24 protein-coding genes are annotated in these 24,072 nt (G+C 69.7%); 17 read left to right on the forward strand and 7 right to left on the reverse strand.

What is annotated here, in order from left to right; all coding sequences use genetic code 11:
* The first annotated feature begins 198 nt into the window (after positions 1 to 198).
* Entirely contained in the window at positions 199 to 2,139 is a 1,941-nt protein-coding gene (locus AC4OXY_RS33835; protein WP_376289202.1) for an acyl-CoA dehydrogenase family protein, read from the forward strand.
* Between the two features lie 2 nt (positions 2,140 to 2,141).
* On the opposite strand, the gene AC4OXY_RS33840 is transcribed toward AC4OXY_RS33835, so the two are convergent.
* Both AC4OXY_RS33840 and AC4OXY_RS33845 read right to left on the reverse strand, forming a co-directional pair.
* Complete coding sequence (locus tag AC4OXY_RS33840) at positions 2,142 to 2,606, reverse strand: hypothetical protein (protein ID WP_356024418.1); 465 nt, start codon at positions 2,604 to 2,606, stop codon at positions 2,142 to 2,144.
* Positions 2,607 to 2,738: 132 nt separating this feature from the next.
* Positions 2,739 to 2,963 (reverse strand): lamin tail domain-containing protein, encoded by a 225-nt coding sequence (locus AC4OXY_RS33845; protein ID WP_376289200.1) that lies wholly within the window; start codon positions 2,961 to 2,963, stop codon positions 2,739 to 2,741.
* Positions 2,964 to 3,100: 137 nt separating this feature from the next.
* Between AC4OXY_RS33845 and dxr the strand changes: the two genes are divergently transcribed.
* The 3 genes from dxr to ispG all read left to right on the forward strand — a co-directional run bounded on the left by dxr (position 3,101) and on the right by ispG (position 6,999).
* Positions 3,101 to 4,372, forward strand: coding sequence for a 1-deoxy-D-xylulose-5-phosphate reductoisomerase (gene dxr, locus AC4OXY_RS33850; protein ID WP_356024413.1), 1,272 nt, complete (start codon positions 3,101 to 3,103; stop codon positions 4,370 to 4,372).
* The gene (locus tag AC4OXY_RS33855; protein WP_356024411.1) at positions 4,369 to 5,673 is read left to right on the forward strand and encodes a M50 family metallopeptidase; all 1,305 of its coding nucleotides are present in this window, start codon (positions 4,369 to 4,371) and stop codon (positions 5,671 to 5,673) included. The genes dxr and AC4OXY_RS33855 overlap by 4 nt, the downstream gene beginning before the upstream one ends.
* A gap of 168 nt (positions 5,674 to 5,841) precedes the next feature.
* Entirely contained in the window at positions 5,842 to 6,999 is a 1,158-nt protein-coding gene (ispG, locus tag AC4OXY_RS33860; protein WP_356024409.1) for a flavodoxin-dependent (E)-4-hydroxy-3-methylbut-2-enyl-diphosphate synthase, read from the forward strand.
* Positions 7,000 to 7,022: 23 nt separating this feature from the next.
* Here ispG and AC4OXY_RS33865 read toward each other — a convergent pair whose 3' ends face one another.
* The gene (locus tag AC4OXY_RS33865) at positions 7,023 to 7,454 is read right to left on the reverse strand and encodes an ATP-binding protein (protein WP_491991561.1); all 432 of its coding nucleotides are present in this window, start codon (positions 7,452 to 7,454) and stop codon (positions 7,023 to 7,025) included.
* A gap of 135 nt (positions 7,455 to 7,589) precedes the next feature.
* Between AC4OXY_RS33865 and AC4OXY_RS33870 the strand changes: the two genes are divergently transcribed.
* The 8 genes from AC4OXY_RS33870 (at position 7,590) to AC4OXY_RS33905 (ending at position 16,149) form a co-directional block, all read left to right on the forward strand.
* Positions 7,590 to 8,426 carry a helix-turn-helix domain-containing protein gene (locus tag AC4OXY_RS33870; RefSeq protein WP_362821929.1) on the forward strand — a complete coding sequence of 279 codons (837 nt, stop codon included), beginning with the start codon at positions 7,590 to 7,592 and terminating at the stop codon, positions 8,424 to 8,426.
* A complete protein-coding gene (locus AC4OXY_RS33875; protein ID WP_491991562.1) occupies positions 8,423 to 8,677 on the forward strand; it encodes a DUF397 domain-containing protein in 255 nt (84 codons plus the stop codon). Before AC4OXY_RS33870 ends, AC4OXY_RS33875 begins: the two co-directional genes overlap by 4 nt.
* A 71-nt stretch (positions 8,678 to 8,748) precedes the next feature.
* Positions 8,749 to 9,153: a WXG100 family type VII secretion target gene (locus AC4OXY_RS33880; protein ID WP_356024399.1), complete on the forward strand. Its 405-nt coding sequence runs from the start codon at positions 8,749 to 8,751 to the stop codon at positions 9,151 to 9,153.
* A complete protein-coding gene (locus AC4OXY_RS33885; RefSeq protein ID WP_491991563.1) occupies positions 9,150 to 13,547 on the forward strand; it encodes a DUF6531 domain-containing protein in 4,398 nt (1,465 codons plus the stop codon). The genes AC4OXY_RS33880 and AC4OXY_RS33885 overlap by 4 nt, the downstream gene beginning before the upstream one ends.
* Positions 13,535 to 14,005: a CpXC domain-containing protein gene (locus tag AC4OXY_RS33890; RefSeq protein WP_491991564.1), complete on the forward strand. Its 471-nt coding sequence runs from the start codon at positions 13,535 to 13,537 to the stop codon at positions 14,003 to 14,005. Before AC4OXY_RS33885 ends, AC4OXY_RS33890 begins: the two co-directional genes overlap by 13 nt.
* A gap of 385 nt (positions 14,006 to 14,390) precedes the next feature.
* Positions 14,391 to 14,780 carry an Imm50 family immunity protein gene (locus AC4OXY_RS33895; protein ID WP_491991565.1) on the forward strand — a complete coding sequence of 130 codons (390 nt, stop codon included), beginning with the start codon at positions 14,391 to 14,393 and terminating at the stop codon, positions 14,778 to 14,780.
* A gap of 5 nt (positions 14,781 to 14,785) precedes the next feature.
* Entirely contained in the window at positions 14,786 to 15,139 is a 354-nt protein-coding gene (locus AC4OXY_RS33900; RefSeq protein WP_491991566.1) for a hypothetical protein, read from the forward strand.
* Positions 15,140 to 15,300: 161 nt separating this feature from the next.
* Positions 15,301 to 16,149 carry a GNAT family N-acetyltransferase gene (locus AC4OXY_RS33905; protein ID WP_356024383.1) on the forward strand — a complete coding sequence of 283 codons (849 nt, stop codon included), beginning with the start codon at positions 15,301 to 15,303 and terminating at the stop codon, positions 16,147 to 16,149.
* Between the two features lie 18 nt (positions 16,150 to 16,167).
* Here AC4OXY_RS33905 and AC4OXY_RS33910 read toward each other — a convergent pair whose 3' ends face one another.
* Positions 16,168 to 17,241, reverse strand: a complete 1,074-nt coding sequence (locus AC4OXY_RS33910) for a questin oxidase family protein (protein WP_491991567.1) — start codon at positions 17,239 to 17,241, stop codon at positions 16,168 to 16,170.
* Positions 17,242 to 17,381: 140 nt separating this feature from the next.
* Between AC4OXY_RS33910 and AC4OXY_RS33915 the strand changes: the two genes are divergently transcribed.
* Positions 17,382 to 17,912: a GNAT family N-acetyltransferase gene (locus AC4OXY_RS33915; protein WP_356024378.1), complete on the forward strand. Its 531-nt coding sequence runs from the start codon at positions 17,382 to 17,384 to the stop codon at positions 17,910 to 17,912.
* 72 nt (positions 17,913 to 17,984) lie between these two features.
* Positions 17,985 to 19,691, forward strand: coding sequence for a proline--tRNA ligase (locus tag AC4OXY_RS33920; RefSeq protein WP_356024376.1), 1,707 nt, complete (start codon positions 17,985 to 17,987; stop codon positions 19,689 to 19,691).
* 96 nt (positions 19,692 to 19,787) lie between these two features.
* Here AC4OXY_RS33920 and AC4OXY_RS33925 read toward each other — a convergent pair whose 3' ends face one another.
* From AC4OXY_RS33925 to AC4OXY_RS33935, 3 genes are all read right to left on the reverse strand, one after another.
* The gene (locus tag AC4OXY_RS33925; RefSeq protein WP_402069972.1) at positions 19,788 to 20,687 is read right to left on the reverse strand and encodes an aminoglycoside phosphotransferase family protein; all 900 of its coding nucleotides are present in this window, start codon (positions 20,685 to 20,687) and stop codon (positions 19,788 to 19,790) included.
* A gap of 61 nt (positions 20,688 to 20,748) precedes the next feature.
* A complete protein-coding gene (locus AC4OXY_RS33930) occupies positions 20,749 to 21,267 on the reverse strand; it encodes a ferritin-like domain-containing protein (RefSeq protein ID WP_362821921.1) in 519 nt (172 codons plus the stop codon).
* Positions 21,264 to 21,770 (reverse strand): hypothetical protein, encoded by a 507-nt coding sequence (locus tag AC4OXY_RS33935; protein ID WP_402069970.1) that lies wholly within the window; start codon positions 21,768 to 21,770, stop codon positions 21,264 to 21,266. Before AC4OXY_RS33935 ends, AC4OXY_RS33930 begins: the two co-directional genes overlap by 4 nt.
* A gap of 245 nt (positions 21,771 to 22,015) precedes the next feature.
* On the opposite strand from AC4OXY_RS33935, the gene rimP reads away from it, so the two are divergent.
* The 3 genes from rimP (at position 22,016) to AC4OXY_RS33950 (ending at position 23,951) form a co-directional block, all read left to right on the forward strand.
* Complete coding sequence (gene rimP, locus AC4OXY_RS33940) at positions 22,016 to 22,525, forward strand: ribosome maturation factor RimP (RefSeq protein ID WP_362821919.1); 510 nt, start codon at positions 22,016 to 22,018, stop codon at positions 22,523 to 22,525.
* A 2-nt stretch (positions 22,526 to 22,527) separates the two neighbouring features.
* A complete protein-coding gene (nusA, locus tag AC4OXY_RS33945; RefSeq protein ID WP_376289181.1) occupies positions 22,528 to 23,514 on the forward strand; it encodes a transcription termination factor NusA in 987 nt (328 codons plus the stop codon).
* A 140-nt stretch (positions 23,515 to 23,654) separates the two neighbouring features.
* Positions 23,655 to 23,951, forward strand: coding sequence for a YlxR family protein (locus AC4OXY_RS33950; protein WP_491991568.1), 297 nt, complete (start codon positions 23,655 to 23,657; stop codon positions 23,949 to 23,951).
* Positions 23,952 to 24,072: the final 121 nt, after the last annotated feature.

A 24,072-nucleotide genomic window follows, 5' to 3' on the forward strand; every position in this document is an offset into this window, starting at 1 on the left:
GAGGTGTCCAGAGGCTGTCGAAGCGCTTCGACAGCCCTTTCGTGCTCCACGGCCGGGCAACCAACGCGTCGCTGGGCATCGGCTGAACGGACGCGCGAGGGGTGGTGAGGTCGGTCCGTTTCGGGTACGAACGATCCAGTAGCACGGGTCGGTAGCGAACGGTCCCCCATCATCCCTCTTCGCGGCGAGGTGAGCCTCATGTCCGCCCCCACCACCCCCCGTACCAACGTCACCGAGCGCGAGGCGCGTCAGGTGGCGGAGGCCGCCCGGGAACAGGACTGGCGCAAGCCCAGCTTCGCCAAGGAACTGTTCCTCGGGCGCTTCCGGCTCGACCTCATCCATCCCCACCCGCTCCCGGACGACGACTCCGTCCGGCGCGGCGAGGAGTTCCTCACCGCGCTGCGCGCCTTCTGCGAGACGACGATCGACCCGGCCCGCATCGAGCGCGAGGCCCGCATCCCCGACGAGGTCGTGGCGGGCCTGAAGGAACTCGGCGCCCTCGGCATGAAGATCGACCCCAAGTACGGCGGTCTCGGCCTCACCCAGCTCTACTACAACAAGGCCCTCGCCCTGGTCGGCTCCGTGAGCCCCGCCATCGGCGCGCTGCTCTCCGCCCACCAGTCGATCGGGGTACCCCAGCCGCTGAAGATGTTCGGCACCCAGGAGCAGAAGGACGCCTTCCTGCCGCGCTGCGCCCGCACCGACATCTCCGCGTTCCTGCTCACCGAGCCGGACGTGGGCTCCGACCCGGCCCGCCTCGCGACGACGGCCGTACCCGACGGGGACGACGGCTACGTCCTCGACGGAGTGAAACTGTGGACCACCAACGGGGTGGTCGCCGATCTGCTCGTCGTCATGGCGCGGGTGCCGAAGTCCGAGGGGCACAAGGGCGGCATCACCGCGTTCGTGGTCGAGGCCGTCTCGGAGGGCATCACCGTCGAGAACCGCAACGCCTTCATGGGCCTGCGCGGCATCGAGAACGGCGTCACCCGCTTCCACCGGGTCCGGGTGCCCGCGGCGAACCGCATCGGCCCCGAGGGCGCGGGCCTGAAGATCGCGCTCACCACCCTGAACACCGGCCGGCTGTCGCTGCCCGCGATGTGCGCCGGTGCCGGGAAGTGGTGCCTGAAGATCGCGCGCGAGTGGTCGGCGGAGCGCGAGCAGTGGGGCAAGCCGGTCGCGCTGCACGAGGCGGTCGGCGCGAAGATCTCCTTCATCGCGGCCACGACCTTCGCCCTGGAGGCCGTCCTCGACCTGTCCTCCCAGATGGCCGACGAGGACCGCAACGACATCCGCATCGAGGCCGCCCTCGCCAAGCTCTACGGCTCCGAGATGGCCTGGCGGATGGCCGACGAACTGGTCCAGATCAGGGGCGGGCGCGGCTACGAGACCGCCGAGTCCCTGAAGGCGCGCGGAGAGCGGGCCGTCCCGGCCGAACAGATGCTGCGCGACCTGCGGATCAACCGCATCTTCGAGGGCTCCACGGAGATCATGCACCTGCTGATCGCCCGCGAGGCCGTCGACGCGCACCTGTCGGTCGCCGGTGACCTCATCGACCCCGACAAGTCCCTTACGGACAAGGCGAAGGCGGGCGCGAACGCGGGCGTCTTCTACGCCAGGTGGCTGCCCAAGCTGGTCGCCGGTCCCGGTCAACTTCCCACGTCCTACGGCGAGTTCAAGCACGGTATCGACCTGTCCGGGCATCTGCGGTACGTCGAGCGCGCGGCCCGCAAGCTGGCCCGCTCCACCTTCTACGCCATGTCCCGCTGGCAGGGCCGGATGGAGACCAAGCAGGGCTTCCTCGGGCGGATCGTGGACATCGGCGCCGAGCTGTTCGCGATGAGCGCGGCCTGCGTACGGGCCGAGCGGCTGCGCGTCCAGGGCGAACACGGCCGCGAGGCCTACCAGCTCGCCGACGCCTTCTGCCACCAGGCCCGCATCCGGATCGAGGAGCTCTTCGGCCGGCTGTGGACCAATACGGACGGCCTCGACCACACGGTGGTCAAGGCCGTGCTCGCCGGGTCGTACACCTGGCTGGAAGAGGGAATCATCGATCCCTCCGGGGACGGCCCGTGGATCGCCGACGCGACCCCCGGACCGGCCACCCGGGAGAACGAACGCCGCCCGTACGGCGCTTGAGGTCAGTTGCCCCAGGTGCCCTGGTTGACGGCGCAGTTCCAGCCGGAGCCGTGAAGCGTGAACTTCACCCCGTAGGAACGGGTGTTGAGCAGATGCGTGGGGATCCTCATCCCGAGGCTCGCCCTGCCCTTGAGGGTCCCCGCGTAGACGGACACCGACGTGGAGGAGTTGTGGGTGATCCGGCCGCCGGTCGCCCCGGCCTTGCCGAAGCGGAGGTTCTTGGTGTCCGTGACGGTGAACGTGACCCGCTTGAAGCCGGTCGCCGTCCTGCTCTTGATGCCGAAGTACAGACCCCCGTTGGTCACCCAGTGGTTCGAGCCGATGTAGAAGCGGCTCGGGTAGACGATGTCGACCGGGCAGCCGGTGGCCTTCGGCGTCTGCGCGGCGGCGAACGCGCCGCCCGCGAGACCCAGTTGAGCAGCGGCCAGCAGACCGGTCGTGGCCAGCACGGCCGTGGTCGTACGCATGCGCTTCATGGTGGTGACTCCTCCCCGTTTCGCCCTACTTGACGGGCGCCAACGGGAAGGATGCCATGATCCACGACCACACGTGCGCGATTTCGCGCTACGGCAGCAGTACTTACGTCACCTTTACGTACGTCAGCAGTACGTGTGCCCCGCGTCCGGCTTCGTCCAGGAGCACGAGGAGACCCTGGCCCCGTTCGACCGGGTGAGCGTGGCCGTGTCCCGGTCGTTGTTCCAGACGTAGGCGCGGCGGCCCTGGTACTTGTCCGTCGCGGTGTCCGTACCCCGGCCCGTGTGGATCTTCATGTACTTCCCGGCGCCGACGCTGACGCTCCCGAAGACGTACCGGTGGACCGGCATGCCTGAAGAGTTATCACATGATCTTCACCAGTACTTCACATCGGGAGAATCACTCCATCCGGCAACGAAACCTGCTAACGCACCCGCCCGGGGGACGCCCTGTCCGGAGCGCTGCCCGATGCGGCAACAATGGAGAGATGACCGACAGCCCCGCCCATCCGGCACCCCTCGCCGATCCGCACCTCGTCTACGACCCTCTCGCGGGCGACGGCCCCAAGGACGTGGTGATCCTCGGCTCCACCGGATCCATCGGTACCCAGGCCATCGACCTCGTGCTGCGCCACCCCGACCGCTTCCGCGTCACCGCCCTGTCCGCGAACGGCGGCCGCGTGGCCCTCCTCGCCGAGCAGGCCCGCCGGCTGCGGGTGCGCACCGTCGCGGTCGCCCGCGAGGACGCCGTGGCGGCCCTGCGCGAGGCGCTCGCCGCCGAGTACGGCGCGGGGGAGCCGCTGCCCGAGATCCTCGCCGGACCGGAGGCGGCCACCCACCTCGCCGCCTCCGACTGTCACACGGTCCTGAACGGCATCACCGGCTCCATCGGCCTCGCCCCGACCCTCGCCGCCCTGGAGGCCGGCCGCACCCTCGCCCTCGCCAACAAGGAGTCGCTGATCGTCGGCGGCCCGCTCGTCAAGGCGCTCGCCGAGCCTGGCCAGATCATCCCGGTCGACTCCGAGCACGCCGCCCTCTTCCAGGCACTGGCGTCGGGAACGCGGGCCGACGTCCGCAAGCTGGTGGTCACCGCCTCCGGCGGCCCCTTCCGCGGCCGTACCAAGGCCGAACTGGCGCACGTCGGCGTCGAGGACGCCCTCGCCCACCCCACCTGGGCGATGGGCCCGGTGATCACGATCAACTCCGCGACCCTCGTCAACAAGGGCCTGGAGGTCATCGAGGCACACCTCCTCTACGACATTCCCTTCGACCGCATTGAGGTGGTCGTGCATCCCCAGTCGTATGTTCACTCGATGGTCGAGTTCACCGACGGATCCACGATCGCCCAGGCGACGCCCCCCGACATGCGCGGGCCCATCGCCATCGGACTGGGCTGGCCCGAACGCGTCCCCGACGCCGCGCCCGCCTTCGACTGGAGCAAGGCCTCCACCTGGGAGTTCTTCCCGCTGGACGACGAGGCCTTCCCCTCGGTGAACCTCGCCCGGCACGTAGGGCAGCTCGCGGGCACGGCTCCGGCGGTGTTCAATGCGGCCAACGAGGAGTGCGTCGAGGCCTTCCTGGGCGGCGCACTGCCCTTCAACGGGATCATGGAAACCGTCACCCGGGTCGTCGAGGAACACGGCACCCCGGTCACGGGAACCTCACTCACCGTGTCGGACGTCCTCGAAGCGGAGACCTGGGCACGAGCCCGGGCCCGTGAACTGACAGCCACGACGGCGACCGCGGAGGCGCGTGCATGACGTCCCTGATGTTCATCCTCGGCATAGTGGTCTTCGCCGTCGGCCTGCTCGTCTCGATCGCCTGGCACGAGCTGGGCCACCTCTCCACGGCCAAGCTCTTCGGCATCCGCGTGCCGCAGTACATGGTCGGCTTCGGCCCGACCGTCTGGTCGCGGAAGAAGGGCGACACCGAGTACGGCATCAAGGCGGTCCCGCTCGGCGGCTACATCCGCATGATCGGCATGTTCCCGCCCGACGAGGCGGGCCGCGTCTCCGCCCGCTCCACCTCGCCCTGGCGCGGCATGATCGAGGACGCCCGCTCCGCCGCCTTCGAGGAGCTCCAGCCCGGCGACGAGACGCGCATGTTCTACACGCGCAAGCCCTGGAAGCGCGTCATCGTCATGTTCGCCGGCCCGTTCATGAACCTGGTCCTGGCGGTCGCGCTCTTCTTCACGGTCCTGATGGGCTTCGGCATCCAGCAGCAGACGACGACGGTCGCCTCCGTCTCCCCCTGCGTCATCGCCCAGAGCGAGAACCGCGACACCTGCAAGAGGTCCGACCCCGCCTCCCCGGCCCAGGCCGCCGGCATGCAGAAGCGCGACAAGATCGTCTCCTTCGACGGCAAGCAGACCAAGGACTGGAACACCCTCTCCGACCTGATCCGCGACAGCGCCGGCAAGACGGTCCCGATCGTCGTCGACCGCGACGGCAAGCAGCTCACGCTGCACGCCACGATCGCCACGAACCTGGTCGCCAAGAAGGACTCCAGCGGCACGTACGTCCAGGGCAAGTACGTCAAGGCCGGCTTCCTCGGCTTCAGCTCCGCCACCGGCGTGGTCCACCAGAGCTTCGGCGAGTCCGTGACCTGGATGACCGACCGGGTCGGCGACGCCGTCGACTCCCTCGCCGCCCTGCCCGCCAAGATCCCGGCCCTGTGGAACGCCGCCTTCGGCGACGGCCCGCGCGAACCGGACTCCCCGGTCGGCATCGTCGGCGCCGCCCGCATCACCGGCGACATCGCCACCCTGAACATCCCCGCTTCCCAGCAGGTGGCGATGTTCGTGATGCTGCTCGCCGGCTTCAACCTCTCCCTGTTCCTGTTCAACATGCTCCCGCTGCTCCCCCTGGACGGCGGGCACATCGCGGGCGCCCTGTGGGAAGCCCTGCGCCGCAACCTGGCCCGCGTCCTGCGCCGCCCGGACCCGGGCCCGTTCGACGTGGCGAAGCTGATGCCGGTGGCGTATGTGGTGGCGGGGATCTTCGTCTGCTTCACGATCCTGGTCCTGATCGCCGACGTGGTTAACCCCGTGAAAATCTCGTAGCCACACGACGTTGGCGGCGGCCCGGAAGATGATCTTCCGGGCCGCCTTCCATCGGGTGGGTTTGCCGGACGGGATGTGCTCCCGCCCGGGCCGGTGCCGTAATCTCGAAGCCTGGAGCCCGCCGTTACGGGACCGGATCCTGATCCACGACTTGGGGTTGCACAGCAGATGACTGCGATTTCTCTCGGCATGCCGTCCGTTCCGACCAAGCTCGCCGAGCGCCGGAAGAGCCGGCAGATCCAGGTCGGAAGCGTGGCCGTCGGAGGAGACGCGCCCGTCTCGGTCCAGTCGATGACCACGACCCGTACGTCCGACATCGGCGCCACCCTCCAGCAGATCGCCGAGCTGACCGCGTCCGGCTGCCAGATCGTCCGCGTGGCCTGCCCCACCCAGGACGACGCCGACGCCCTCGCCACGATCGCCAGGAAGTCCCAGATCCCGGTGATCGCGGACATCCACTTCCAGCCGAAGTACGTCTTCGCCGCCATCGAGGCCGGCTGCGCCGCGGTCCGCGTCAACCCCGGCAACATCAAGCAGTTCGACGACAAGGTCAAGGAGATCGCCCAGGCCGCCAAGGACCACGGCACCCCGATCCGCATCGGCGTCAACGCCGGCTCCCTGGACAGGCGCCTGCTCCAGAAGTACGGCAAGGCGACCCCCGAGGCCCTGGTCGAATCGGCCCTGTGGGAGGCGTCCCTCTTCGAGGAGCACGACTTCCGCGACATCAAGATCTCGGTGAAGCACAACGACCCCGTCGTCATGATCGAGGCGTACAAGCAGCTCGCCGCCCAGTGCGACTACCCCCTCCACCTCGGCGTCACCGAGGCGGGCCCGGCCTTCCAGGGCACGATCAAGTCGGCCGTCGCCTTCGGCGCGCTCCTCTCCCAGGGCATCGGCGACACGATCCGCGTCTCCCTGTCCGCGCCCCCGGTCGAGGAGGTCAAGGTCGGCACCCAGATCCTGGAGTCCCTGAACCTCCGCCAGCGCGGCCTGGAGATCGTCTCCTGCCCGTCCTGCGGCCGCGCCCAGGTCGACGTCTACAAGCTCGCCGAGGAAGTCACGGCGGGTCTGACCGGCATGGAGGTCCCGCTGCGGGTCGCGGTCATGGGCTGCGTCGTGAACGGCCCGGGCGAGGCCCGCGAGGCCGACCTCGGCGTCGCCTCCGGCAACGGCAAGGGCCAGATCTTCGTCAAGGGTGAGGTCATCAAGACCGTCCCCGAGTCCAAGATCGTCGAGACCCTCATCGAGGAGGCCATGAAGCTGGCCGAGAAGATGCAGGACGCGGGCGTGGAGTCGGGCGAGCCGTCGGTGTCCGTCGCGGGCTGACCCCTCGATTTCCGTGAGTCCCGTCACCGCTCGGTGGCGGGACTCAGTCGTACCTCCGCCCAGACGGACTTGCCCGGCCGCCGTGGCGTGACACCCCACTTGTCCGCGAGCGCCTCGACCAGGAGCAGGCCCCGGCCTCCCTCGCCCTGCGGGACCCGCAGCTCGGGCAGGCACTCGGTACGGGTGTCGGAGACCTCCAGCCGCAGGGTCGCACCTGCTCCGGTGAGCTTCAGGTGGAAGTCCCGTCCGGGTACGTGCCCGTGCCGTACGGCGTTCGCGACCAGCTCGGCGGCGATCAGCGTCACGGCCTCGTTGGCGGGCCCGTCGTAGGGGTGCCCCCACTCGTCCAGCCGGTGCGAGACGAGCCGCCGGGCGAGGCGTGCGCCGCGCGGGGTGGAGGTGAAGCGCATCGCGAATTCGTGGGTGAACTCGTGGGTGGAGATTTCTGACTTCATGCCGTTTACGCTCCCGCACGCTCAGTAACGTTGAACAGCGGCTGCACCTCGACCAACAGGGGTTGTACGAGGGCGGGGTGCCGCTGTCGGCGTGCGCGCAGTGACGGACGGTGGCGCGAGGGCATTGGGGGTTGTGTGAGCGAGGAAGTGCAGGAATCGGAGGGTGAGTCCGAGCCGGGATCCGGGGTCCCGCTCATCTTCGGGCGGCTGTTGAAGCGGCTGCGGACCCAGGCGGGCGTGGAACGCGCTGAACTCGGCCGCCTTACCGGCTACTCGGCTGCGACCATCGCGTCGTTCGAGCAGGGCAGACGCATTCCGTCGGCGCGCTTCATCATGCAGGCCGACGAGGCGCTGAACGCGCAGGGAGTACTGGTCGATTTCATCGAGGAGATGGAGAAGGCGCAGTATCCGGCGTTCTTCCGGGACGCGGCGGCGTTGGAGAAGCAGGCAGTCGCGCTGCACGTGTTCGCCGTACAGGCCGTACCGGGCCTGTTGCAGACAGAGGACTACGCGCGGGCGGTCTTCACCATGTGGAGGCCGCCGTTGAGCGAGGAGACGATCGAGCAGCGGGTGGCGGCACGGCTGGCCCGCCAGGAGATCTTCGCGCGGAAACCGGCGACCACCCTGAGCTTCGTGCTGGAAGAGGCCGTTGTATGCAGGCGCTTGGGCGGATCGGCCGTCTGGCGGGGCCAGTTGGAGCAGATCCTGCTCGTCGGACAGCGGCGTAATGTGGAGATCCAGGTCATGCCGAACGACCGCGAGGAGCACGCCTGCCTCAACGGTCCGTTTACCTTGATCGAGACGGCGAAGGGGCGCAGGATCGCCTATGTACCGGCGTACAAGGCCAGTCGCCTCTTCGCGGATCGCTCGACGGTCAGGGAGGTGGAGGAGCAGTACAACCTCCTGCGCGCCCAGGCCCTGACACCGCGCGAATCACTGGCCTTTGTAGAGAAGCTGCTGGGAGAGACATGAGCGTTGACGAGCCGAACGAGCTGGTGTGGTTCAAGAGCAGCTACAGCAGTGGCGATGGCGGCGAATGCATAGAGGTCGCCCTCACCTGGCACAAGTCCAACTACAGCAGCGGCGAGGGCGGCGAATGCGTCGAGATCGCCACCACCCCCACCACCATCCACATCCGTGACTCAAAGCAGAACCCCACCACCGCCACCCTCATAGTGCCGCCGACCGCCTGGCAGGCGTTCCTCGGGCTTGCGCAATCCTGAACGTGGCTTTACCGCCCCTTGGTGCCGCTCTCGATTGCGAACGCGTCTTGCCAACTAGGGTCTCCGGACCGATGAGTTGGCTGACGGGGGAGGGGCGCGGCACCATGGGTGACCAGGGCGGTGGCGACGGCAAGATTCTCGACATCAAGATCGAGGATCTGAAGAAGACGGCTCCGCATTTCCACACGCACAGTACCGATCTGACCAAGGCGCTGACCAAGCTCAAGACGGCGCTCGCGGCGGCCGGTTCGCCGTGGGGTGACGACAAGCAGGGCAAGGAGTTCCACGACACCTACGGCCCGCTGGTGACGAAGATCGAGCACGCCGCGGACGTCCTCTCCCAGGGTCTGGCCAGCATCGAAGAAGCGATGACCGACATGGCGGACGGCCACATCGACAACGAGCAACTGGTCCGCTCGATGTTCAGCCGGATCCATCCGAAGCCGGGCGGTCAGGGCGGGGGTCAGCCGAAGTGAGTGCGGCGGACAAGGCGAAGCAGATCGTCCAGGACATGACCGGCATGTGGTGGCCGGCGGCCGACGAGGACGGGCTGCGGGCGGCGGCCAAGGCCTGGCGTGACTTCGCCGATGACATCGAGACGGTCATGACCGCGGCGAACAGGACGGCCCGCGGGATCATCGAGGACAACAAGGGCGAGGCGATCTCCGCCTTCGACGACCCCTACTGGCGCCGTTACTACAACAACGGCCACGGCTGGCTGAAGGACATGGCCGACGGCGCCCGGGACATGGCCAAGGCGCTGGACAAGTACGCCGACGCCGTCCACCACGCGGTCGTGAAGCTGGAACACGAGCTGGAGATCGTCGGGGCGACGATCATCGCGGGCACGGCGTTGGCGATCTTCACGGCCGGTATCTCCGAGGGCGCGGCGGCCGCGGCCACGGCGGGCGTCGTGGAACTCGCCGGAACCCTGGGCGTCGAGGTCTCCACCGAGATCGCCACGATCGCGGGCACCACCCTGGCCACGGCCGCGATGGGCGGCATCGAGTCGGTGACGGTCGACCTGGCGGTCACCCAGCCGGTCTCGATGGCCACCGGTGAGAGCAAGGGCTTCAACCTGGACGAGGTCAGCGACTCGGCCGTGTCCGGGATGGAGTTCGGCGGCATGTTCGGCGGCGCCGGTGCCATGGCCAAGGTCGCGGGCGAGGCGGGCGGCTTCCGCGCCCTCTTCGACGGGGTCTCCGTCCCCGGAATCCGTGCGCTGCCCAGCGAACTGGACGGGTTGGGCGACGTCGCGGCGGCGGACACCCGCAGTGCCGCCCGCCAGGCAGCGGGCGAGGACCCGGAAGGCACGGCGGAGAACCCCAAGAACAAGGTCGAGGACGACAACACCGACCCGGTCGACCTGGTCACCGGCAAGATGTACCTGCCGCAGACCGACGTCACCCTCCCCGGCACGCTCCCTCTCGTCTTCACGCGCCGCGTGGAGTCCGGCTACAAACTGGGCCACTGGTTCGGCCCGTCCTGGTCCTCAACTCTCGACCAGCACCTGGCGATCGACGCCGAGGGCGTCATCTTCGTGACGGAGGACGGCCTCCTCCTCACCTACCCCCACCCCCGGTCCGACACCGCGACACTCCCCGCCCACGGCAGCAACCGCTGGCCCCTGGTCCGGGTGGACGGCGGCTACACGATCACGGACCCGCGCTCGGGCCGGGTCTGGCACTTCGCCGGCCAGTCGGCGGACCGGGCGGTCCTGGAGCAGATCGACGACCGCAACGGCAACTGGCTGACCTTCGAGTACGACGCGCAGGGCACCCCACTCGCCATCGTGTCGTCCGCCGGCTACCGCCTGAAGATCACGACACAGGGTGACCGGGTGACCGCCCTGCACCTGGCCGGCGCGGGGCCGGACGGCACCGACACGGAACTGAAGCGCTACGCCTACTCCCCGGAAGGCCACCTGACGGAGGTCATCAACTCCTCCGGTCTCCCCCTCCGCTTCGGCTACGACGACCGAGCTCGCGTGACGTCCTGGACGGACACGAACAACCGCAGCTACACCTACGAGTACGACGACCGGGACCGCTGCGTCGCCGAGAGCGGCTCACATGGCCACGTAGCGCTGCGCCTGTCGTACGACGGTACGGATCCGGCGACGGGTCACCGCGTCACCACCACCGTGACGGACGAGGGCCACACCCACCGCTACGTGATCAACGACTCCGGCCAAGTCATAACCGAAATTGATCCGCTGGGTGCGGCGACCCATTTCACCCGTGATCGCTACAACCGCGTGCTGTCCCACACCGACCCGCTGGGCCACGCGACGATGTACCGCTACGACGACGAAGGCAACCTGACCGCCATCATCCGGCCCGACGGCCAAGAGGCCCGCGTCGAGTACGGAACCCACGGCCTGCCGACACGAATCACGGGCACTGACGGCAACACCTACCGCCATGCCTACGACGAGCGGGGCAACCGCATATCGGCAACCACCCCGTCCGGTCAGACGACTCACTTCGCGTACTCGGAGGCCGGTCACCTGACGTCTGTGACCGACCCGCTCAGCCACACGACAGCCATCCGCTGCAATCAGGCGGGCCTCCCGATCGAGGTGACCGACCCGCTGGGCGCGGTCACTCGTTACACCCGGGACGCCTTCGGCCGCCCCGTGGACGTCACCGATCCCACAGGTTCGACCACTCGCTTGGCCTGGACGGTGGAAGGTCACCTTGCCCGCCGCACGGCTCCCGACGGCACCACGGAGACATGGACGTACGACGGAGAGGGCAACTGCACCAGCCACACCGACCCCGCCGGTGGCGTCACCCGCTTCGAATACACCCACTTCGACCTGCTGAGCGCCCGCACAGGGCCGGACGGGGTCCGCTACGAATTCACTCACGACACCGAACTGCGACTCACTCGAGTCACTAATCCTGACGGTCTGAACTGGAGTTACACATACGATCCCGCAGGCCGTCTCGTATCGGAGTCCGACTTCGACGACCGCGTCCTGACCTACACCTACGACGTCGCAGGCCGGCTCGCCACCCGCACCGACGCCCTCGGCCAGCAGATCGCGTTTGAACGTGACGCCCTGGGCCGGGTCACTACCAAGAACGCCGCAGGCTCCATCACCACCTACGCCTACGACTTCACCGGCCGACTGGCCCATGCCACAGGCCCGGACGGCAGTGTTCTCGAGCTACTCCGTGACCGTTACGGGCGTCTCAAGTCCGAGACGGTCAACGGCCGGACGATGACATACGGTTATGACGCTCTGGGTCGCCGCGTCGGCCGCACCACGCCCACCGGCGCACACAGCACCTGGTCGTTCGACGCGGCAGGCAACCGCCGTCAGTTGACGGCCAACGGGCACACCATAGATTTCATCTACGATGAGGCGGGCCGCGAACTCAACCGTCATGTCGATGAGTTCCTCTCCTTCGCCAACACGTTTGACGACGCGGGACGCCTTGCTGCCCAGTCGGTGACGTCACCGGACCACCGCACGCTGCAGAGGCGCGCATACACCTACCGTGCCGACGGCCATCTGACCGCCATCGAAGCTCAGTTGGGTGGCAGACGCGACTTCGACCTGGACGCGAGCGGCAGGGTCACCGCCGTTCGAGCGGAGGGTTGGACCGAGACCTATGCCTACGACGGGGCAGGCAACCAGGCACAGGCAACCTGGCCGGCCTCTCACCCCGGTCACGATGCCACAGGGGAACGCACATACCTCGGCACTCGGATCACTCGCGCAGGAAGCGTCCGTTACGAGCACGACTCCCTCGGACGCATCACTCTCCGCCAGAAGACCCGACTCTCCCGTAAACCGGAAAACTGGCGCTACACATGGGACTGCGAGAACCGGCTCACTTCCGCCGTCACGCCGGACGGCACTCGCTGGCGCTACGTCTACGATCCGCTGGGCCGACGCGTGGCGAAACTCCGCCTCGCAGGGGACGGTGAAACGGTTGTCGAGCGGACCGACTTCACCTGGGACGGCACCACCCTCTGCGAAGAGACGACGACATCCACGGACTTGCCCAGCCCGGTCACCCTCACCTGGGACTATCAGGGGCGGCGCCCCATCGCCCAGACGGAACGGGTTCACTCCGCCCGTGTTTCCCAGGAAGAGATCGACAGCCGCTTCTTCGCCATTGTTACCGACCTGGTCGGCAGCCCCGTCGAACTCGTCGACGAGCATGGTGAGATCGCCTGGCGTACCCGCAGTACCCTCTGGGGCACTACGGCATGGAACGCCGACGCCACCGGATACATCCCGCTGCGCTTCCCTGGCCAGTACTACGACCCCGAAACCGGCCTCCACTACAACTTCTTCCGCCACTACGACCCTGAAACCGCGCGTTACGTCACCCCGGATCCCCTCGGCCTCGCGCCCGCCCCGAACCCCAACACCTACGTGTCCAGCCCGCACCTCTGGACGGACCCCCTCGGTTTGTCCCCCTACCCGCAGGGGGGGAAGGTACCGATTTACCGAGGTACAAGCATGATGGCGGAGAATATGATTGCGGACGAGACGGGTCTGCTCATGAGCGAGTCGGCCAGGAACGTGTACTACTCGACCGGCTCCGTCGAGGATGCTCTCCAGGCTTCGGAAAGGGCGCACGCCGCTGCTCTCGCGGAGTGGGGTGGTTCCGATGCCCTTGCTCAGGCCCATTCGGAGTTCGGAACGGAGATGCAGCAGGCATACGGCCCCCGTTCGGTGATGTCGTTCACGACAGACCCGGAGGTCGCGAAGTACTTCGCCAATGGGGGTCCCGTATATCGTGCCATGATCGACCCGAGCGAAGGGATCTGGCAGAGCTTGCCTGGAGCAGGGGAGAGCGAAGTGTTGATTCCGAACATGATCAAGGTGGAACCGTGGGCAGGCTGACAGTGAAGTTCGGACGGTGGGAGACGCAGTACTTTCCTGCAGGAGAACTCGTCGAAGCGGACGAACCGATCGCCGCGTTCGACGAGTTGGAAGACCGACTGCTCGCGGCTCATCCGCGGATGCGCCGGATCGTGCTCCGGGGACGTCCTGGCTGGCCGCTGCACCGCTATTACCTGCACTGGAGTGACGGTACTGACTTGTCAGCCCTGGACAGCCGTGTCGCCGCCGGTACGGCGACGGGGGAGGACTTCTCCGGAGCCGTCGTAGGAGAGCCCTACCTGATTACCCATCCCGTCTGCGGTTCGGAATTCCGAGTGGTCCATCTCACGGTTGATGTTCCCTTGTTCCCCGACCTTGTCGAGCGCTATCGGGCCCACTCGTTCCGTGCGGAGTGTCCGGTGTGTGGAGGACGTCTAACCGGCAGTGTGCTGGAATTCATCACTCCACAGGAAATGTGACTCCCTTCCTGGAGGAACTCGGCGAATGTGAGATGACGTAGGACAGGCTGCCTGCCGCGGTCCTCGACGCGAGCCGCTTCGGCTCAGCGCACTGCAGCAGTATGTCGCCATCCCTCGTCGGTTGCGAACTCGTCGTCCTTGCTCGGGCCTTCGGGCTGGTGCGCAGACTGAGGGGGCGCGGCGCGGGCGGCGTACGACGACCACGCCGGACGTCGACGGGTTGTCTCCGCCCCGTCGCCCGCCGTAGCCGTAGCAGGATCCGGCGCGGTCGGCCGCATCACCGTGCGGGACTTCGGAGAGAATTTTTCGGTGGATCTGAGCTACTGGGACGTGGCGCTACGACCCGAAAAAAGTACGAGTTCCCCAGGCCGAAGGCTGAGTCGGCATGTCATGGACCTCCCTGTTGCACAACCCGGAGGGAATTACCTCCGTCTACCAGGGCAACCCGCCGGACCTCGTGGGCGTTCACCTGCACGAGGCGGTACTCCGTACAGACGGACCGACCTTGACGCTGCGCCTGGATCTCGCGCGATACCCGGAACGGCCTCCGCGTAAGTGGGCGGTGCAGCGTTTCAACACCACGCAGGTCGAGATTTCGTTCAGCGGTATCAAGGAGATCGCGCTGGAAGGCTTCGGGACCGATATCAGAGCAGATGTCTCACTGACCTCCGACAACGGTGTCACCCTTAACCTGACGTCATCTGAGGCTCGTATTCGGGTCGTTGCTGACACGACCTTCATCTCAAAGCTGACCGCATACGCCAATGAAATCTGAATCCGATGTTCCGGCAGTGGAGCGTGAGTAGCGGCATGGCGTTCCGTAATCATCAGGAGCTGGAGGCGACCGTGATTGCGGTGGCCCCTGTGGGGGCGAAGGTCGAAGCCGGCCGCGAGGCCGGCTTCATCGACCGGGCGAAGCATCCCTCCTGGTGGGACGAGAGCGCCGCACCACCCCAGGTCGGTGACCAGCTGCACGTCGTCGTCCTCGACGCGAGCCGGGAGCCTCCCCGGCTCAGTGCGCTGCAACGGGACATCGACGTCGCGCGGCGGCTGCGGGATGCCGCGCCTGAGTTTCCTGTATGCGAGCCCCTGACGAACACGAGATCCTCTTGCGGGCCCTGGACGACGCCGTGACCTTCTGGGCGGGGAGACCCGGATTGCCGGGGCAGGAGAGGAGCACCTTCGAGGTCGTGCTGCTGGGTCCGCCCGCAGCCGGATCTCACCACTAAGCGCTCCACCACCCCTCGGGGTACAGTGCGGAGGATCAGCAGATCCCCAGCCCCGAGGCCCCGCACGTGTTGACCCAGACCACCTCACGGGTGCTCGAACCGAGCGACCTGGACGCCGCGCTCGCCGTCCTCCACCGCGAGCCGGTCACGAACGCGTTCGTGACCTCGCGCGTCCAGATCGCCGGCCTCGACCCGTGGCGGCTCGGCGGCGAGATGTGGGGCTGGTACGAGGACGGCATGCTCACGTCCCTGTGCTACGCGGGGGCGAATCTGGTGCCGATCTGCGCCACCCCGCGTGCCGTGCGGGCCTTCGCCGACCGGGCCCGCAGGGCCGGGCGGCGCTGTTCCTCCATCGTCGGGCCCGCCGAGGCCACCGCCAGGCTGTGGCGTCTGCTGGAGCCGCACTGGGGACCGGCCCGTGAGGTCCGCTCCCATCAGCCGCTCATGGTCACCGACCGGACGTCCGCCGACGTCGCCCCGGACCCGTACGTCCGCCGCGTCCGCAAGGACGAGATGGAGACGATCATGCCGGCGTGCGTGGCGATGTTCACCGAGGAGGTCGGCGTGTCCCCGATGGCCGGGGACGGCGGTCTGCTCTACCAGGCCCGCGTCGCCGAGCTCGTCGGCGCCGGCCGCTCCTTCGCCCGCGTCGACGAGCACGGCAAGGTCGTCTTCAAGGCCGAGATCGGCGCCGCGACCAGCCAGGCCTGTCAGATCCAGGGCGTGTGGGTCGCTCCCGAGTACCGGGGCAGGGGGCTCGCGGCACCGGGCATGGCGGCGGTCCTGCGGTACGCCCTCGCCGACGTCGCCCCCGTGGTGAGCCTGTACGTGAACGACTTCAACACGGCGGCGAGACGGACGTACCACAGGGTCGGCTTCCAGGAAGTGGGCGCGTTCATGAGCGTCCTCTTCTGAACGCCACCACCCTCTCGCTCACATGCCCTCGATCAGTTCCGCCGCCCGGATCACCGCCGCGAGCGCCTTGGGGCGTCCGGTGCGCCGGTGCACGTCGAGGCAGGTGTCGGCGAGCTTGATGACGTGCGCGTCCCCGTGCCGGGCGGCCAGCTCGAACGTCTCCTCCGCCGACTCCGGCGCGGCCGGCAGGCCGTCCTGCGGGGCGGGGGCGGCCGGGCGGTAGGCCGCGGTGACGGCCGCGGCGGCGGTCCACGCCGCGTGCAGAGTCGGCACCCACTGGGTGCGGGGGAGCGCCGGGAGGGTCCGCAGGGCCGCCATGGGCGCGGTCGCCGCGTGCACCAGCATGACGGGCGAGCCGTGCGCGTGGGGCAGATAGTGGAGCGCGGCGGCGGACGTCACGTCGGCCAGCAGCTCACGCGCCTGGTCCGCGTCCGCGGCGGGCCGGAGCGCGGCCGGGGCCGCGGGCCAGCCGGCCGTCTCGGGCAGCTGGCCGAGCCGGTGGTTGATCCCGGCGCTCCGGTCCGGGACCGGTGGCACCGCGGCGAGGGCGGACGCGGGGTCGGCCGCCCCGGACGGCGCGACGACGGTGACCGGCTGCCAGCGCGCCGCCCAGTACCCGAGCGCCTGCCCCAGCTCGGTCGGCCGAGGATCCGCCCCGCCGTTCCCGTCGGCCCCGCCATCTCCGCTGTTTCCGTCGTCGAGCAGGGCGTGCACCGCGTGGCCCGTGCGGATCACGCCGTGGGTGGCGCCCGCCGCGATACCGGGCAGCAGCCTCGGCCACCACGTCTCCAGCACCGCGCGCCAGGGCCGCTCCCGCACCTCGCGCTCGAAGTACAGGAGCCAGTCGCCGAGCCGGCGCGGGTCCCCCAGCGCCGTACGCCAGTCGTCGGCGGTCACGGGCGACGTGCCGCGCGGCAGTTCGTCCAGCCGGTCCATGTAGCGGTCCAGCCAGCGGTGCACCCGGTCCCCGTGCCCGTTCCTGACCAGTGCCTCCACGGCCATCGGGCCGTGGTTGCTCAGCCAGCCCTCGAACTCCGGCCCGCTGTGGTGCAGTCGTTCGTACGCCTCGTCCAGACTGCTGTCGATGCTCATGACATCCGACCGTAGGCAGTACCCGCCCGCCGGTCATCGGCCGCCGGATCGAGCCGCACCCCTGCGCCGGTCCTAGGCCCCCGGTCGCACCCCGTCCGGAGGCGGACCGGGCGCCGTCGGCTTCCCTGTACCCTCCCCGCATGGACCTCGTCATCGGCCCCCTGGACCTCGCCGCCCACGTCGACGAGGCCTTGGCCGTGCAGGCCGTCGCCTTCGGGCTCGGGCCCGACGAGGTCGCCGTACGCCGGCAGATCGTCCAGCGGCACATGCAGTACCGGGGTGCGCGGGCGCTCGGGGCCACCAGCCGGGGGCGTCTGGTCGGGTTCGTCTACGGCATGCCGAACTCCCGCACCCACTGGTGGTCCACCGTCGTGGAGCCCTACCTCCGGGCCAACGACAACGCCGACTGGCTGGACGACTCCTTCGTCATCACCGAACTGCACGTCCACCCCGGTCATCAGAACCGGGGCATCGGGCGGCGGCTGATCACCATGATCACCGACTCCGCCGCCGAGCCCCGCTCGATCCTCTCCGCGATCGACACCGACAGCCCCGCCCGCGGTCTGTACTTCTCCCTCGGCTACGTCGACCTCGCCCGCCAGGTCCACTTCCCGAGCGCGCCGCGGCCGTACGCCGTGATGGGCGCCCCGCTGCCGCTGCGCGGGCGCTAACCGATTTCCGCCCGCACAGGCGGCCCGGCTAACCTCCTGACATCACCCTTACCCGGCAGGAGTACGAGAGCCATGGCGAAAGCACCGGTCCAGCGCATGTCCCAGTTGATGGCGAAGACCCTGCGCGACGACCCGGCGGACGCCGAGGTCCTCAGCCACAAGCTCCTCGTCCGCGCCGGCTACGTCCGCCGCACCGCCGCCGGCATCTGGAGCTGGCTGCCCCTCGGCAAGAAGGTCCTCTCCAACGTCGAGCGGATCGTGCGCGAGGAGATGGACGCCATCGGCGCCCAGGAGGTCACCCTCCCCGCGCTGCTGCCCCGCGAGCCGTACGACGCGACCGGCCGCTGGGACGAGTACGGCCAGGAGCTGTTCCGGCTCAAGGACCGCAAGGGCGGCGACTACCTCCTCGGCCCCACCCACGAGGAGATCTTCACCCTCCTCGTCAAGGACCAGTGCACGTCCTACAAGGACCTGCCGGTGATCCTCTACCAGATCCAGAACAAGTACCGCGACGAGGCCCGCCCCCGCGCCGGCATCCTGCGCGGCCGCGAGTTCCTGATGAAGGACTCGTACTCCTTCGACACCGAGGACGAGGGCCTCGCGAAGTCCTACGCCCTGCACCGCGAGGCCTACCAGCGCATCTTCGAGCGCCTCGGCCTCGACTACCGCATCTGCGCCGCGACCGCCGGTGCCATGGGCGGCTCCAAGTCCGAGGAGTTCCTCGCCCCGGCCGAGGCCGGCGAGGACACCTTCGCCGACTGCCCGAACTGCGACTTCGCGGCCAACACCGAGGCGATCACCTACGCCCTCAAGCCGGTCGACGCGGCGGACGTGCCCGCGCTGGAGGAGATCCCCACCCCGGACACCCCCACCATCGAGACCCTGGCCGCCTCCCTCGGCGTCCCCGCCTCCGCCACGCTGAAGAACCTGCTGGTCAAGGTGGACGGCGAGATCGTCGCCGTCGGCGTGCCCGGCGACCGCGAGGTGGACCTGGACAAGGTCGAGGCGCACTTCGCCCCGGCCACCGTCGAGATGGTCACCGAGGCCGACTTCGCCGCCCGCCCCGACCTGGTGCGCGGCTACGTCGGCCCGCAGGGCCTCGGCGAGAAGGTCACCTACATCGCCGACCCGCGCGTGGCCCCCGGCACCTCCTGGATCACCGGTGCCAACAAGGACCAGACCCACGCCAGGAACGTCGTCGCGGGCCGTGACTTCGAGGTCGCCGAGTACGTCGACGTCGTCGTCGTGCAGGAGGGCGACCCCTGCCCCCAGTGCGGCACCGGCCTGAAGCTGGACCGCGCCATCGAGATCGGCCACATCTTCCAGCTGGGCCGCAAGTACGCCGACGCCCTCAAGCTCGACGTCCTCGGCCAGAACGGCAAGCCCGTCCGCGTCACCATGGGCTCCTACGGCATCGGCGTCTCGCGTGCCGTGGCCGCGCTGGCCGAGCAGAACGCCGACGACAAGGGCCTGGTGTGGGCCAGGGAGGTCGCCCCGGCCGACGTCCACGTCGTCGCCGCCGGCAAGGCCCTGCAGACCGAACTGGCCCTCGACGTCGCCGAGAAGCTGGCCGCCGCGGGCGTCCGCGTCCTGGTCGACGACCGGGCCGGGGTCTCGCCGGGCGTGAAGTTCACCGACGCCGAGCTGATCGGTGTCCCGCAGATCCTGGTCGCCGGCCGCCGCTCCGGCGAGGGCGTCGTCGAGCTGAAGGACCGCAAGACCGGTGAGCGCGAGGAGCTGCCGGTCGAGGACGCGATCGCCCGCCTCACCGCCCAGTAGGCCCTCGGCGACGCACAAGCCCCCTGGGACCCGCGGTGGTCCCAGGGGGCTTGTGCGTCGCGGCTCGCCGTCGGCCGGCGAAGCCTCTTGAGCCCCTTACAGCCAGCCGGCGAACTCCAGCAACAGCTCGCCGTCCTTCGGCCGTCCCACCCGCAGGGCCCGCACCCCCGACTCCACCGCCCGGAACAGGGTCCAGCCGCGCAGCCGTTCCTGGTCGACCTCCAGCGACTCGGCGAGCCGCTTGATCCGCCGCCGTACGGTCGCCGCGCCCGAGGGCGACGCGATCAGGTCCTCCACCCGGTCCCGCACCAGCCGCGCCAGATCGAAGGCGCACTCGCCGGCCACCGGATCCGGACCCACCGCCAGCCACGGCATCCGCTCCCCGGACAGCACCTTGCTCTGCCGGAACGTGCCGTGCAGCAAGCGGTGTTCGGGCGGCGCGGCGAGCAGTTCCTCGCGGGCCGTGAGCGCCGCGTCGACCAGCGGTGCCACCTCCGGGCCGGCGTCCGCGCCCGCCCGCATGGCCGTCGCCTGCCGCCCGGTGCGCTCGGCGACCGTCTCGAAGACATGGTCCGCGGGCGGCTCGACCCACAGCCGGCGCAGCGTCCCCGCCGCCTCCAGCAGCGCCTTCGCCTCCGGCAGCGACCGCACCGACACATCCGGGTGCAGCCGCTCCAGCAGCAGTACGCCCTCCTCGGCCCCGTCCTCCAGCAGCTCCACGGCGCCCAGCCCGCCCCAGTGCGCCAGCGCCGCCCGCTCGCTCTCCGGGCGGGCCCGGGGCGGGGCCAGCTTCAGCACCGCCGGGGTGCCGTCGGCGCGCCGCACCAGCAGCACCAGGCTGCTGCGCCCGCCCGGCACCTGCACCCGCTCCACGGTCAACTCCCGCTCGGCGACGGCCCGTTCGGCGGCCTTGGGCAGCTCCGCCAGCCAGGCGTCGCCGTCCGGTGCCGTCTCACCGAGCGCCTTGACGAGGCGCGGCGGCGGTTCGAAAGCCATGCGCGAGCGTTTCCCTTCGGGTCAGAGATCGTGTCGTTGCGGAGCGGACCGGGTCACCGGCTCACGGTGACACCGAGGCGGAGGCCGACGGGGTCGCACCGGCCGGGCCCGTCCCCTCGGCGGCCCCCTCGGTGGCCCGCTCGGCGAGCCCAGGGAAGGCTACGCTCTGCCCGCTCCAGCGCGCCGCGCGCACCGCGGCCTCCCGCAGCGCCCCGGCGGCAGCGCCGCGCCGCGTGCCCGTCGCCGCCCGCACCAGGTCGGCGTACGCCCCGGCCAGGCGCTGCTCCAGCTGTGCGGCGAGCCGCAGCGCCGCCGCCGCGTCCGGCACCGGGAAGGGCAGCGCGTAGGCGGCATCCGCGGCGACCGGCAGGCCGCCCAGGTCGCGCACCTCGCGGGCCAGCGCGTCCCGGCCGGCCCGGTGGGCGTTCCAGGCCGCCAGTGCCTCGGCGCGACGCGCCTCGGCGATCCGGCCGCCGACGACGCCGTACCCGTACACCGCCGCGTGCTCCGCCGCCAGCGCCGCCTGCAGCGCGGTCAGCTCGGCCTTCCTGGTCTCGTCCTTGGTCCTGTCGCCGCTCATTTGGCCCCCTCCGTCAGCAGGTACGCGTGCGCCGCCCCGGCCGCCGCCACGGACGCCAGCAGCCGCGCCGGCTCGCCCGGCACGTCGAGCAGGGCCTTGGCGCGCCGGTCGGCGAGCGTGCGCTCGGCCGCCGCGAGCGCGGCCAGGGCGTCCTTCTCGGTGGCCGGGACGGCCGGGGTGGGAGAAGGAGAGGCCGAGGACTTCTCGGGCGTGGGGGGCGTACCGTCCGCGAACGCCGCGACATGGGCCGCCACCTGCGCCCGCAGCGGTCGCAGCCGGTCCGCGAGCCCGGGGTGGGCGGCGAGGGCGGCGTCGTAGCGCGCCAGCAGCGCCCGGCTGTCCGCGGCCGCACGCGCGCGTGCCCGCTCGGTCACCGAGGGGGCGCCGCCGCCGGAGCCGGGACCGGACGTGCAGCCCGCCAGCAGGGCGGCGCCGGCGGCCGAGGCGAGCAGGGTTCTCCTCCGCGGACCCGAGAGGGCGCGCGGGGTTGGCGGGTACGGCACGGCTGACGTCCTCGGGGGGCTCGTACGAACACACGGGCGGGAGGGCGGCCCGCCGTGATCACGGTACCCGCGCATCCCCCCGCTTCATGTCACCGGCTCAGACAGCCCACCCGAGGGGCGCTCGGGTGCACCGGACGCCCGCCCTCGCCCCGGGCGGGGACAGCGACACCCCCCGCGACCGGATACCCTTTGACCAGACACGCGACCCATCCCACAACAGCACACGCGGCCGAGGAGTCACCCGGATGAGCACCACCCAGAGCGAGAGGCTGCGAGAGCTGCTGGAACCGCTCGTCACCTCCCAGGGGCTGGATCTCGAAGAGATCGCTGTGGACTCCGTCGGACGCAAGCGGGTGCTGCGCGTGGTCGTCGACTCCGACGAGGGAGCCGATCTGGACGCCATCGCCGATGTGAGCCGTGTGCTCTCGGCGAAGCTCGACGAGACCGACGCGATGGGCGACGCGGCGTACGACCTGGAGGTCGGCACCCCCGGCGCGGAGCGCCTCCTCACCGAGCACCGGCACTTCGTGCGCGCCACCGAACGGCTCGTGAAGTTCCAGCTGACCGAGGGCGGCGAACTGGTCGCCCGGATCCTGACGGTCGACGAGGACGGTCTCGACGTCGAGGTCCCCGGAGTCAAGGGCCGCAAGGCGACCAGCCGCAGGCTCGGCTTCCCGGAGATCGCCAGGGCGCGCGTGCAGGTCGAGTTCAACCGCAAGGACAAGAAGGACATGAAGGAAGAGGAGGAGGCGTAGCCGTGGACATCGACATGAGCGCCCTGCGGGGCTTGGTCAGGGAGAAGGAGATCTCCTTCGACCTGCTGGTCGAGGCGATCGAGTCGGCCCTCCTCATCGCCTACCACCGCACCGAGGGAAGCCGCCGACACGCGCGCGTGGAGCTCAACCGGGAGACCGGGCATGTGACCGTGTGGGCGAAGGAGGACCCCGAGGACCTGGAGGAGGGCCAGGAGGTCCGCGAGTTCGACGACACCCCGTCCGGCTTCGGCCGGATCGCGGCGACCACCGCCAAGCAGGTGATCCTCCAGCGGCTGCGCGACGCCGAGGACGACGCGACGCTCGGTGAGTACGCCGGCCGCGAGGGCGACATCGTCACCGGCGTCGTCCAGCAGGGCCGCGACCCGAAGAACGTGCTGGTCGACATCGGCAAGCTGGAGGCCATCCTGCCGGTGCAGGAGCAGGTGCCCGGCGAGACCTACCCGCACGGCATGCGCCTGCGGTCGTACGTCGTCCGGGTGGCGAAGGGCGTCCGCGGTCCGTCCGTGACCCTGTCCCGCACGCACCCCAACCTGGTGAAGAAGCTCTTCGCCCTGGAGGTGCCGGAGATCGCCGACGGGTCGGTCGAGATCGCGGCGATCGCCCGCGAGGCCGGTCACCGCACCAAGATCGCCGTGCGGTCCACCCGTTCGGGCCTGAACGCCAAGGGCGCCTGCATCGGCCCGATGGGCGGCCGGGTGCGCAACGTGATGGGCGAGCTGAACGGCGAGAAGATCGACATCGTCGACTGGTCGGACGACCCGGCGGAGATGGTGGCGAACGCCCTGTCACCCGCTCGGGTGAGCAAGGTGGAGGTCGTCGACCTCGCCTCCCGCTCCGCCCGGGTGACCGTGCCGGACTACCAGCTGTCGCTGGCGATCGGCAAGGAGGGGCAGAACGCCCGCCTCGCCGCGCGCCTCACCGGCTGGCGCATCGACATCCGCCCGGACACCGAGCAGCCCGCCGAGTAGGAGCCGGGCGGACCGGCGCCGCCGGGCCGCCGGGAATGGATCCAAGCCGCAGATCGTTGGGTTGACAGCTGGTTTGCGACAACAGCCGTTCGATCTTTCCCCCGGAGGGGTGAGGTCGGTGCGGGGAGGTAGACTTAACTGTGTCTGGCCGGACGCACGCCCGGGCATGCCCTGAACGCACCTGTGTGGGGTGCCGGGAGCGGGCGGCCAAGAACGATCTCCTGCGGATCGTGCGGATCGAGGGCGCGTGCGCCCCCGATCCGCACGGTACGCTGCCCGGCCGGGGCGTCTATGTACATCCCGCCCTGGTCTGTCTCGATCAGGCGGTACGCCGCCGGGCGTTCCCGCGGGCACTTCGCGCCCCGGGAGCGCTCGACACAAAGGCGTTGCGCCAGTACGTCGAGCGGACAACAGTTGTCGAGCAGGCAACACCGTAAGGAAGTGGTGCGCGGACCGTCCGCGTGACCAGGTACCCCGCGAGTTGGAAGTAGGTCGAGATTGCGATGAGCACTCGATGAGCACGCGATGAGTACGCCCATGAAGTAGCGACGGTCCGGA

This window comes from Streptomyces sp. HUAS MG56 (assembly GCF_058673395.1).